General features: G+C 71.3%; 13 protein-coding genes. 5 read left to right on the top strand and 8 right to left on the bottom strand.

The features are described 5' to 3' along the window. Positions 1 to 135: 135 nt before the first annotated feature. From AC1Q49_RS01200 to AC1Q49_RS01210, 3 genes are all read right to left on the bottom strand, one after another. Positions 136 to 684 (bottom strand): MerR family transcriptional regulator, encoded by a 549-nt coding sequence (locus AC1Q49_RS01200; protein WP_060958772.1) that lies wholly within the window; start codon positions 682 to 684, stop codon positions 136 to 138. Between the two features lie 103 nt (positions 685 to 787). Next, the gene (ftsR, locus tag AC1Q49_RS01205) at positions 788 to 1,474 is read right to left on the bottom strand and encodes a transcriptional regulator FtsR (RefSeq protein ID WP_061781703.1); all 687 of its coding nucleotides are present in this window, start codon (positions 1,472 to 1,474) and stop codon (positions 788 to 790) included. After that, positions 1,471 to 1,965 (bottom strand): FHA domain-containing protein, encoded by a 495-nt coding sequence (locus AC1Q49_RS01210; RefSeq protein WP_174524643.1) that lies wholly within the window; start codon positions 1,963 to 1,965, stop codon positions 1,471 to 1,473. The genes ftsR and AC1Q49_RS01210 overlap by 4 nt, the downstream gene beginning before the upstream one ends. A 199-nt stretch (positions 1,966 to 2,164) precedes the next feature. On the opposite strand from AC1Q49_RS01210, the gene AC1Q49_RS01215 reads away from it, so the two are divergent. Further along, a complete protein-coding gene (locus tag AC1Q49_RS01215) occupies positions 2,165 to 2,509 on the top strand; it encodes a hypothetical protein (protein ID WP_101306494.1) in 345 nt (114 codons plus the stop codon). A 24-nt stretch (positions 2,510 to 2,533) separates the two neighbouring features. Here the strand turns inward: AC1Q49_RS01215 and AC1Q49_RS01220 are convergent, their stop codons facing one another. Further along, positions 2,534 to 2,926, bottom strand: a complete 393-nt coding sequence (locus AC1Q49_RS01220; RefSeq protein WP_492490698.1) for a four-helix bundle copper-binding protein — start codon at positions 2,924 to 2,926, stop codon at positions 2,534 to 2,536. A gap of 125 nt (positions 2,927 to 3,051) precedes the next feature. Here AC1Q49_RS01220 and AC1Q49_RS01225 point away from each other — a divergent pair, with 125 nt between their 5' ends. Both AC1Q49_RS01225 and lpdA read left to right on the top strand, forming a co-directional pair. Next, positions 3,052 to 3,627, top strand: a complete 576-nt coding sequence (locus AC1Q49_RS01225) for a copper resistance CopC family protein (RefSeq protein ID WP_191008712.1) — start codon at positions 3,052 to 3,054, stop codon at positions 3,625 to 3,627. Between the two features lie 9 nt (positions 3,628 to 3,636). Then, entirely contained in the window at positions 3,637 to 5,037 is a 1,401-nt protein-coding gene (gene lpdA / locus AC1Q49_RS01230; RefSeq protein WP_060958777.1) for a dihydrolipoyl dehydrogenase, read from the top strand. A gap of 150 nt (positions 5,038 to 5,187) precedes the next feature. On the opposite strand, the gene AC1Q49_RS01235 is transcribed toward lpdA, so the two are convergent. The 4 genes from AC1Q49_RS01235 to AC1Q49_RS01250 are packed head-to-tail and all read right to left on the bottom strand — an operon-like array spanning position 5,188 to position 8,614. Next, positions 5,188 to 5,823 carry a CYTH domain-containing protein gene (locus AC1Q49_RS01235; protein WP_492490699.1) on the bottom strand — a complete coding sequence of 212 codons (636 nt, stop codon included), beginning with the start codon at positions 5,821 to 5,823 and terminating at the stop codon, positions 5,188 to 5,190. After that, on the bottom strand, positions 5,820 to 6,047 hold the full coding sequence (locus tag AC1Q49_RS01240; RefSeq protein ID WP_060958779.1) for a hypothetical protein: 228 nt from the start codon (positions 6,045 to 6,047) through the stop codon (positions 5,820 to 5,822). The genes AC1Q49_RS01235 and AC1Q49_RS01240 overlap by 4 nt, the downstream gene beginning before the upstream one ends. A 54-nt stretch (positions 6,048 to 6,101) precedes the next feature. Beyond that, positions 6,102 to 7,634, bottom strand: a complete 1,533-nt coding sequence (locus AC1Q49_RS01245; RefSeq protein ID WP_061781701.1) for a CoA-acylating methylmalonate-semialdehyde dehydrogenase — start codon at positions 7,632 to 7,634, stop codon at positions 6,102 to 6,104. 41 nt (positions 7,635 to 7,675) lie between these two features. Continuing rightward, positions 7,676 to 8,614: an NAD(P)-dependent oxidoreductase gene (locus tag AC1Q49_RS01250; protein ID WP_492490700.1), complete on the bottom strand. Its 939-nt coding sequence runs from the start codon at positions 8,612 to 8,614 to the stop codon at positions 7,676 to 7,678. A 196-nt stretch (positions 8,615 to 8,810) separates the two neighbouring features. Here AC1Q49_RS01250 and AC1Q49_RS01255 point away from each other — a divergent pair, with 196 nt between their 5' ends. Further along, positions 8,811 to 9,662: a LysR family transcriptional regulator gene (locus tag AC1Q49_RS01255; protein ID WP_060958782.1), complete on the top strand. Its 852-nt coding sequence runs from the start codon at positions 8,811 to 8,813 to the stop codon at positions 9,660 to 9,662. After that, a complete protein-coding gene (locus tag AC1Q49_RS01260; protein ID WP_101306498.1) occupies positions 9,659 to 10,390 on the top strand; it encodes a glutamine amidotransferase in 732 nt (243 codons plus the stop codon). The genes AC1Q49_RS01255 and AC1Q49_RS01260 overlap by 4 nt, the downstream gene beginning before the upstream one ends. Positions 10,391 to 10,631 lie beyond the last annotated feature (241 nt).

A 10,631-nucleotide genomic window follows, 5' to 3' on the forward strand; every position in this document is an offset into this window, starting at 1 on the left:
TACCCGGTCGTTGAGCGAGCGCCGCACCGGTCGTTGAGCGAGCGCCGCACCGGTCGTTGAGCGAGCGCCGCAGGCGCGAGTCGAAACGCAGCGAGTCGAAGCGCAGCGAGTCGAACTCCCCCGCCTCGACGCGTCTCAGGCGGACTTGACCGCGCGGCGGGCGGCGAGCTCGTCGACGGGGTCGGGAGCCTGCGGGTCGAAGTCCAGCAGCGTCGACTCCACCTCGTGCAGCACCTTGCCGACCGCGATGCCGAACACGCCCTGACCGCGGCTGACGAGGTCGATGACCTCGTCGTTGGAGGTGCAGAGGTACACCGACGCCCCGTCGCTCATCAGGGTGGTCCCGGCGAGGTCGCGGATGCCGGCGGCGCGCAGCTGATCGACGGCGGTGCGGATCTGCTGCAGCGAGATGCCGGTGTCGAGCAGGCGCTTGACGAGCTTCAGCACGAGGATGTCGCGGAAGCCGTACAGCCGCTGCGATCCCGAGCCGCTCGCACCGCGGACGGTCGGCTGCACGAGCTCGGTGCGTGCCCAGTAGTCGAGCTGACGGTAGGTGATGCCGGCCGCGCGGGCGGCGACGGCTCCGCGGTAGCCGACCTCGTCGTCCATCTGCGGCAGGCCGTCGGTGAACAGCAGGTCGGTGGCGAACCGGATGTCGCCCGGCGCATCGTCGTGCGCGGTCATGCTCGCCTCCCACCGATCTTTCTGTCGTTTCCTCCACGGTAGATCAGCACCGTGCCCGCGGCAACGACATCCGCTTCCACGGCCGCGGCGTGTCGCGCGCGCGTCACGGCACGATGCGGTCGAGGGCCGCGTGCACGAACGCCGTCCGCACTTCGTCGAGTCGTCGCAGCAGCTCCGGGGCGAGCTCGCCCGCCCGGGCGCGAGACGCGGCATCCATGCGCCGCAGCAGCGGGGTCAACGCGCTCTCCACGAGCGCGACCTCCCGCTCGGCGGCCTGGCGGACGCCGCGGACGTGTCGGGGCTGGATGCCGTGGCCGTCGAGCGCCACGAGTGCGCGCAGCACGCCCAGGGCCTTCTCGTCGTAGCTCTCGGAAGCCGGGACCAGGCCGGCCCGCACGGCGTCGTTGAGCAGGGCTGCAGGCGCCGAGGCCGCCTGCAGCAGCTCGTCGCGGCGGTAGCGGCGCGGCGCGGTCACGATCGACGCCGGTGCGGGCGGCGCCACCGTCCCGCCCTGCTGCTGTTCGTCGAGGTACTCGCGGATGCGGGCCAGCGGCATGTAGTGGTCGCGCTGCAGCGTCAGCGCCGTGCGCAGCCGGTCGACGTCCAGCGGCGAGAACTTGCGGTAGCCCGACTCCGTCCGCAGGGGCGTGACGATCCCCTGGACCTCGAGGTAGCGGAGCTTGCTCGCGCTGAGGTCGGAGAACTCCGGGGTGAGGCGGGCGAGGACCTGACCGATGCTGAGGTAACCCGTGGACGACGCGCGTCCACGGGGCGATGCGGCCGGGCTCACCCGCTCGTCACCTGTGCACGGTCGACGGGCGACGCGAAGAAGTTCAGCCGGAACTTGCCGATGCGCACCTCGGACCCGTCGACGAGCACGGCGCGGTCGACGCGCTCCCCGTTGACGTAGCTGCCGTTGAGCGAACGCTGGTCGACCAGCTCGAAGACGCTGCCGGTGCGGGTGATCTCGGCGTGACGACGCGACACGGTCACGTCGTCGAAGAAGATGTCCGCCTCGGGGTGACGGCCGACCGTCGTGACGTCGGCGTCGAGGAGGTACCGGGCGCCCGCGGTCGGACCCGACCGCACGAGCAGCAGTCCCGCACGAGCCGGGAGGGCCTCGATGGCCTCGCGTTCGACATCGGTCAGATCGGTGCCGAACGGGACGAAGGAGAGGTCGGAGTCATGGCCGAACGTCTGCGTCGAGTCGGCGGAACCACCGTCCCCGGCGTCGCGTCGGATGCCGCTGCCACCAGCGTCTCGCGCATTCTCTTCCACCATGGCCTCCTTCCCTTTCACCCTAACGGATCGGCTCGCGCTGCGAACCCCCGACCGCGAGTCGGTTTCGTCGATCGACCCGCATCCGGGGCGCCCCGTGTGTCGTCGTGTGACGGCGAGCGGGCGTCCGCGGGAGGACCGACCTAATCTGGCACGACCGCCTCCGCATTCCCGCGCCGGCGCCCGAAGAGAGGAACACCCCGTGTCCACGCCGCAGAACCGCCTCACGCCCGCCCCGGTGCGTCAGGACGCGATCTGCATGTGCGCGACGGGCGGAGCCTGCTCCTCGTTCGCCCCGGGCCACGCCGTGCACCTCATCCAGGCGCGCCTGGTCTCCGCGACGCCCACCGAGTGGGTCGACGCGATCGTCACGCACGCCGATGCGGACGGCACGGTCGTCGTGGCCTCGCTCGACGGCGACGTCATCGAGCTCTGGAACGGCGCCGGGGCTGCGGCGGAGCTCCCGACCGGCTCACCGGTCGCGTACCACCGCCGCTACCACGTGCTGAACGCGGGCGGTCGCCTCTTCAACGCCCTGCCCCTCTAGACCTCTGCGGGAGAGCGGGGTCGCTCAGGCGGCCGCCATCATGGCGTCCTTGACCGCCATGCAGGCATCCATGCACGCCCGGCAGGCCTCGGCGCACATCGCACACACGGGGCTCTGCTCCGCGTGCATCATGCACATGTCCATGCAGGTCTGACACATCGCGATGCAGGCGTCGAGCATCGCCATCATCGACGCCGGCGTCATCCCCGGCATCCGCAGCATCGCGCGCATCATCGTGTTGCACATGTCGGCGCAGGTCATGCAGGCCGGGGCGCAGTCCATCATGTGCCCGTCCATCATCTGCACCGAGCAGATCGTGCACGCCTGCTCGCACGCAGCGCAGGCGTCCATACACGCCTGCATCACGGCAGCATCCATCTCCGGCATGCCCGACATCGAGGTCATCTCCGCCGACATGGCATCCATCATCCTGGCGTCCATCACGCACCGTCCTCCCGGTCACGGCGAGCGGCGTGCCCGCCTGCCGCCATGCTAGGACGCGGGGCGCCCCGGCGACACCCGCGGATAGGCTCAGGAGGGTGATGTCACACAGAGTTCACACGTTCCGCCCGCTCGCCCTCGCGTTCTCCGCCCTGCTCGCGGGCCTGTTGTCGCTCGCCGTCGCCACGCCCGCGTGGGCGCACGACGAGCTCATCGGCTCCTCCCCCGCCGCGGGCGCCCAGGTGGACGCGATGCCGGACGAGCTCACGATGACCTTCAGCGGGGTGCTGCTGGACGAGCCGGGAGCCACCGAGGTCGTCGTGACGGATGCCGCGGGCTCCTCGCTCACCGACGGCGACCCCCGCCTCGACGGAACGCGACTGACGCAGCCGCTGTCCGGCACGGCCAGCGGCGCCGTCACCGTGATCTGGCGCGTCGTGTCCAGCGACGGCCATCCCGTCTCTGGCCAGTACAGCTTCACGGTCGGCACCGCCGGGGCGGGGTCGGAGACGGCACCGAGCACTCCCGCGGCCTCGCCCTCCGCGGCGGTGTCGGCGGAGGCGGACGGGGGCGTTCCCGTGCTGGTCTGGATCGTCCTCGGCATCGCCGTGGCGGCGGCGCTCGGAGCACTCGTGGCGGTGCTCCTGCGGCGGTCCGCGCCCACCCCCGAGGACTAGGCTGGAACCATGCCTCATTTCAACGTCGTCGTCCTCGGTGCCGGCCCTGGTGGCTATGTCGCGGCGGTCCGCGCCGCTCAGCTCGGCCAGTCCGTCGCCATCATCGAAGAGAAGTACTGGGGCGGTGTCTGCCTCAACGTCGGCTGCATCCCCTCGAAGGCGCTCCTGAAGAACGCCGAGATCGCCCACACTCTGAAGCACAAGTCCGAGTTCTTCGGCATCTCGGGTGAGTTCACGCTCGACTTCGGCAAGGCGTGGGATCGCTCGCGCGTCGTGGCCGACGGCCGCGTCAAGGGCATCCACTACCTGATGAAGAAGAACAAGGTCACCGAGTTCGAGGGTCGCGGCTCCTTCACGGGCCCCAAGGCCATCACCGTGACGAAGTCGGACGGGTCGACCGAAGAGGTCACCTTCGACAACGTGATCATCGCGACCGGCTCCACCGTGCGCCTGCTGCCGGGCGTGACGCTGAGCGAGAACGTCGTGACGTACGAGGAGCAGATCCTCACCCGCGACCTGCCGGGATCGATCGTCATCGTCGGCGCCGGTGCCATCGGCATGGAGTTCGCCTACGTCCTCACCAACTACGGCGTGAAGGTCACGATCATCGAGTTCCTCGACCGCGCCCTCCCGAACGAGGACGCGGACGTCTCGAAGGAGATCGCGAAGCAGTACAAGAACCTGGGCGTCGACATCCTCGTCTCCACCAAGGTCGAGTCGGTCGTCGACAGCGGCGACAAGGTCACGGTCACCTACACCGACAACAAGAGCGGTGCGCAGGGCTCGATCGAGGCCGACAAGGTGCTCATGTCGATCGGCTTCGCCCCCCGCGTGGAGGGCTTCGGCCTGGAGAACACGGGCGTGAAGCTCACCGACCGCGGTGCCATCGAGATCGACGACTTCATGCGCACCAACGTCGAGGGCATCTACGCCATCGGCGACGTCACGGCCAAGCTGCAGCTCGCCCACGTGGCGGAAGCGCAGGGCGTCGTGGCCGCGGAGACGATCGGCGGCGCCGAGACCATGGCGCTCGGCGACTACCGCATGATGCCGCGCGCGACCTTCTGCTCGCCGCAGGTGGCCTCGTTCGGCTACACCGAGGCGCAGTACAAGGAGACCGGCCGCGAGTACAAGGTCGCGACGTTCCCCTTCATGGCCAACGGCAAGGCCCACGGCCTGGGCGAGCCGGTCGGCTTCGTGAAGCTCATCGCGGATGCCGAGCACCTCGAGCTCGTCGGCGGCCACCTCATCGGCCCCGACGTGTCGGAGCTGCTGCCCGAGCTGACGCTGGCGCAGAAGTGGGACCTCACGGCCCTCGAGCTCGCGCGCAACGTGCACACCCACCCGACCCTGTCGGAGGCGCTCCAGGAGGCCTTCCACGGCCTCGCCGGTCACATGATCAACCTGTGAGCCCAGGAGTACGCTGACTCCTGCGACTGACGCCGCCCCATCCGAAGCCGGGGGCGGCGTCAGTGGTTTCCGGCATCCGTGCGCGTTCGTCCGTCCCGCGATGTCGCGATCGCGGCGCGATACCGCCCACACGGGACGGACGAAGGCGCGTCAGAGACCCAGCGCGCGGGCGAGTTTCGAGTCGGATGCCGCGGGGCGGCCGCCCGCGACGGTGACCGCGGCGGCGGCGGCCGCGAGCAGGGCGGCGCGGGCGGCGGGTGCCGTCGGCGCCGCGGGGCCGAGCTCGAACTCCCATTCGCGCCACGTGGTCTCCACGCGCCGGCGCTCATCGGTGGCGATCACGTGGTCGTCGACGAACTCGGCGACGACGCCGCCGTCGGCGTCGCGCAGCAGATAGGCGTGGCGGTCGTTGCGGATCCGCGCGATGGGCGCGAGAGCCCCCGGGACGAGGTGTGCGACGGCGGATGCCACGGCATCCGGAACCGCGATGTCGTCGAAGCCGGCGCCGTCCAGCGGCCAGTGCGTCTCGATGCGGCCGCCGTCGGCCCCCTTCGGCCCCTTGATGTGCCAGCCGGCGTCGGGACCTCCCGTGCGGCGACGGACGGCATAGCCGGCGCGACCGAGCGCGTAGCCCTCGACGTCGAGGTAGCGGGCGTCGAGCTCGCGCCGATCCGGACCGTCGACGACGGCGACACCCGGCAGACCCGACAGGTCGGGCAGCGGGGTGTCGCCGTGGACGTCGAAGGTGAGCTCGATCTCGAGCGAGCGGGAGGGCTCCGTGCTCACTCGTCCCGACCGTCGGGGTCGGGATCGATGTCGTCCTCGGCCTCGACGAAGTGGAAGTCGGCCGACGTCGGGCCGTCGCCCTCGCCCGTGTTCTCCGCGGCCCCGGCGCGCTCGTAGACGATCTGGGTCTCGCTGTAGGGCATGATCAGGCGGTCCTGGCTCTCGTCGTCCAGGGGAAGGACCTGCCCGTCGAGCGGGCCTCCGTGCAGTCGTGCGATCGCCATGGTGTACCTCCGACGATGAAGCGGAATGTGGACTCCCAGCCTATCGCCGGGGGCTCAGTGCGTCGGGAAGCCGAGGCTGATCTGGCTCTCGCTCGGGTCGGGCCAGCGCGTGGTGACGACCTTGCGACGCGTGTAGAAGTTGAACGCCTCCGGCCCGTACATGTGCGTGTCGCCGAAGAGCGAATCCTTCCAGCCGCCGAACGAGAAGGCGCCGATCGGGACCGGGATCGGGACGTTCACCCCGACCATGCCCACCTCGATGTCGTACTCGAACTGTCGCGCCGTCTTGCCGTCGCGGGTGAACACCGCCGTGCCGTTCGCGTAGCGGTTGCCGTTGACCAGGGCGACCGCCTCGTCGTAGCTCGCGACGCGAACCACCGACAGCACCGGGCCGAAGATCTCCTCGTCGTAGACGCGCATCCCGGGCGTGACGCCGTCGACGAGCGAGGGGCCGATGAAGAACCCATCCGCGTCGACGGAGAGGTCGCGGCCGTCGACCACGACGCGCGCGCCCTCGCCGGCGGCGCCCGCCACGAACCCGCTCACGCGGTCGAGGGCGTCGCGCGTGATCAGCGGCCCCATGTCGCTGTCGGGGTCGGTGCCGTCGCCGACGACGAGTCCGCCGATGCGCTCGGCGACCTTCGCGATCAGCGGGTCGGCGACGTCGCCGACCGCCACGACGACCGAGACCGCCATGCAACGCTCCCCCGCCGAGCCGTAGGCGGCGGACACCGCGGCATCCGCGGCGGCGTCGAGGTCGGCATCCGGCATGACGATCATGTGGTTCTTCGCCCCGCCGAGCGCCTGCACGCGCTTGCCGTTCTCGGCGGCCCGCGCGTAGATGTACTTCGCGATCGGCGTCGAGCCGACGAACGACACGGCGCGCACGATCGGATCGTCCAGGATGGCGTCCACGGCTTCCTTGTCGCCGTGGACGACGTTGAGGATGCCGGCGGGAAGACCGGCTTCCGCGAACGCGTCGGCCAGCCAGACGGCGGCCGAGGGGTCGCGCTCGCTGGGCTTGAGGATGACCGCGTTGCCGGCGGCGATCGCCGTCGTCACCATCCACAGCGGAACCATCGCCGGGAAGTTGAACGGCGTGATGCACGCGACGACCCCGACGGGCTGGCGCACCTGATGGACGTCGACGCCGGAGGCGACCTGTTCGGAGTAGTCGCCCTTGAGGTGATGCATGAGGCTCGTGCAGAACTCGACGTTCTCGAGTCCGCGCGCGACCTCGCCGAGCGCGTCGTCGACCGTCTTGCCGTGCTCGGCGGTGATGAGGCGCGCCAGCTCTTCGGCGCGTGCCGCGACGATCTCGCGGAGGCGGAACATCACCTGCTGGCGCTTGCCGAGACCGGTGTCGCGCCATCCGCGCTGCGCGGCCGCGGCGACGCGCGCCGCTTCGTGCACGAAGGCGGCCGAGGCCAGGGCGACCTCTCCGGTCTGCCGGCCGGTGGCGGGGTTGAAGACGGGACCGGTCCGACCGTCGCCGGTGACGCGCGCGCCGCCGACGACGTGCGGGATGGCGGTGAGAGTCCCGGCGGTGGACGAGGCGGTGGACGAGGCGGTGGAGGCGATGCTCATGAGGATGCTCTCTCGGGATCGGTGGCGGGCAGGTACGGGGGTCAGGCCACGGCGGCCGCGCCGTCGCGCGCCGGGTCGTAGCCGCGGAGGGTGCCGTCCGGCGAGGCGAAGCGCGCGACGAGCGTGCAGTCCTTGCCTCCGAGTCCTTCGGCGATGAGCTCGTCGAGCTGGCTCAGCGCGAGACGCGCCGCCGGCAGGTGCACGCCGGTGTCGTCGCCGGCCTGCACGGCCAGGCCGCAGTCCTTGCGGGCGAGGTCGACGGAGAACGTGGCGTCGAAGTTCTTGTTCGCGGCCGCCTTCTCCACGATGCCCGGCACCGGGTACCAGGTGCGCAGCGCCCACGAGTCGGCGGACGAGACGCGGGCGACGTCCCAGAACACCTGCGGGTCGAGCCCCAGCTGCTCCGCGAGCTGAGAGCCCTCCGACACCGCCATGACCGAGATGAAGAGCATCATGTTGTTCACGAGCTTCGCGGCGATACCCGCACCGGCCTCGCCGCAGGCGATGACGTTGCCCGCCATCGGCGCCACGATCCCCCGGGCCCGCTCCACGTCGGCGGCGTCGCCCCCGAGCATGAAGGTCAGCGTGTGCGCTTCGGCTCCCGCGGTGCCGCCGGAGATCGGCGCGTCCACGAAAGCGAGACCGCGGTCCGCGGCTTCCCGGTGGCACCAGCGGGAGGTCTCCACATCGACGGTGGAGGTGTCCAGCAGAAGAGTGGATGCCGCCGCGTGCGCGAGGATGCCGTCGGCCCCCCCGTACACGGCGCGGACGTGCTCCGGCTTGGGGAGGGACGTGATCGCGGCATCCGCGCCGTCGAGCGCCGCGGCCACGGACGCGACGATCTGCACCCCGCGCTCGGCGGCGGACGCCGCGGCCGCGGGGTTGAGATCGACGCCGCGCACGGTGTGGCCCGCGGCGACCAGGTGGGCCGACATGGGGGCGCCCATGTGGCCGAGTCCGATGAAGGCGATCGTGGACATGACAGCTCCCTTCGACCGGCGACGGTCGTCGTCGCGGGCGGCGGCCGTCGTCCTCGAGGGCCGCCACCGTCAGCGTAGGCAGCCACGAATCATCGATCAATGCACACGTCAGCGGCAAACTTGCACCACTGGTGTGCATTGGTGCACACTCGTCGGCATGCCCCTCGCTCCCCCCGACCCGCCCCTGGATGCGCTGATGACCTTCCTCTCGGTCGCGCGCCTCGGCCGCTACACCGCCGCCGCCGAGGTGCTCGGCGTCAACCACTCGACCGTCTCCCGCAGGATCGCGGCGCTGGAGAGCGCGATGGGCGGGCGCGTGCTCGTGCGGACGGTGGGCGGATGGGAGGTCACCGACCTCGGTCACCGCGCGGTGACCATCGCCGAGCGCATCGAGGCCTCGCTGCGGGAGCTCGTCGACGGCGACGACGCCGACGCCGTGCACGGCATGGTGCGCATCTCCGCCCCCGACGCCTTCACGTCGGTGTTCCTGGCGCCCGCGATGACCGCGCTCCGACGCGAGCACCCCCAGCTGGCGGTGGAGCTGCTGTCGGCGACGCAGCGTGTGCGCCAGAACCGCTCCGGCGTCGACCTGGAGATCGTCGTCGGCCGGCCGCAGGTGCTGCGCGCGTACGCGACGCCGGTGTGCTCCTACGCGCTGCGTCTGTACGCCGCCCCCGACTACCTCGCCGCGCAGGGCACCCCCGCCGCCGTCGCCGACCTCTCCGCCCACCCGCTCGTGTACTACGTGGAGAGCTCGCTGCAGGTCGATGAGCTCGATCGCGCCCTCCAGGAGCTGCCCGACTCCCCCGCGTCGGTGCGCTCGACGAGCGTCTTCGCGCATGTCGAGGCGACCGCGGCCGGGGCGGGCGTCGGCATCCTGCCCGACTTCCTCGGCGATGCGGACCCCCGTCTCGTGCGCGTGCTCGACGGCGCCTACGCGCACCCGCTCGCGTACTGGGCCGTCGCGCGCGACGAGGGCCCGCGCAACCCCGCCGTCGCGGCGACGCTCGCGGCGATCACGGCCTACATCGAGCAGGGCCGGCGATGAAGCCGTTCCTGCTGCTGGCGACGCGGGCCGAGGATCTGCCCGCCGACGAGGAGTACGCCCTCTTCCTCCGCTTCACGGGACTGTCGGCGAACGAGCTGGTCCGGGTGCGGATGGAGGCGGGGCCCCTCGGCGAGGTCGATCTGGACGAGTATTCGGGCGTCTTCGTCGGCGGCGGCCCCTTCAACGCCTCCGACCCGATCGAGAAGAAGTCCCCCGTGCAGCGGCGGGTCGAAGCGGAGATCGCGGGGCTCCTCGACGAGGTCGTGGCCCGCGACTTCCCGTTCTTCGGCGCCTGCTACGGCGTCGGCACGGTCGGCGCGCACCAGGGAGCGGTGATCGACGGCACCTACCGTGAGCCGATCAGTGTGATCGAGGTGGAGAAGACGGATGCCGGGCGCGACGACCCGCTGCTGGCGACGCTGCCCGACGGGTTCACCGCGTTCGTCGGGCACAAGGAGGCGATCTCGCGACTGCCGGAGTCGGCCACCCTGCTCGTGCGTGGCGAGGCGTGCCCCGTGCAGATGTTCCGGGTGGGCCGGAACGTGTACGCCACCCAGTTCCACCCGGAATGCGACGTCGAGGGCATCTCGACACGCATCCGCGCCTACGCGGACTACGGCTACTTCGGCCCCGGCGAGCTCGACCTCACGCTCGCGGCCGTGCGGCGGCTTCCCGTCGTGCACACGGGCGCCCTCCTGCGCGCGTTCGTCGAGCGCTACGCCCGCTGACACCGCGTTTCGACTCGTCGCTGCGCTCCTCGCTCAACGACCGGGGGCGGGGGCGTGGGGCGTGGGCGTGGCGCGTGGCGTGACCTAGGCGCGAGCCGAAATGCAAGGGATGCCGCGCGACACGCCGCCGCATCCCCCGCGGAGGCGGCGTGCCGGGCAGCCCGCCTTGCAGTTGAGGACGGGACGGGGCGGGGCGTTTCGACTCGTCGCTGCGCTCCTCGCTTAACGACCGGGCGGGGGC

Source organism: Microbacterium sp. MPR-TSA4 (assembly GCF_058792815.1).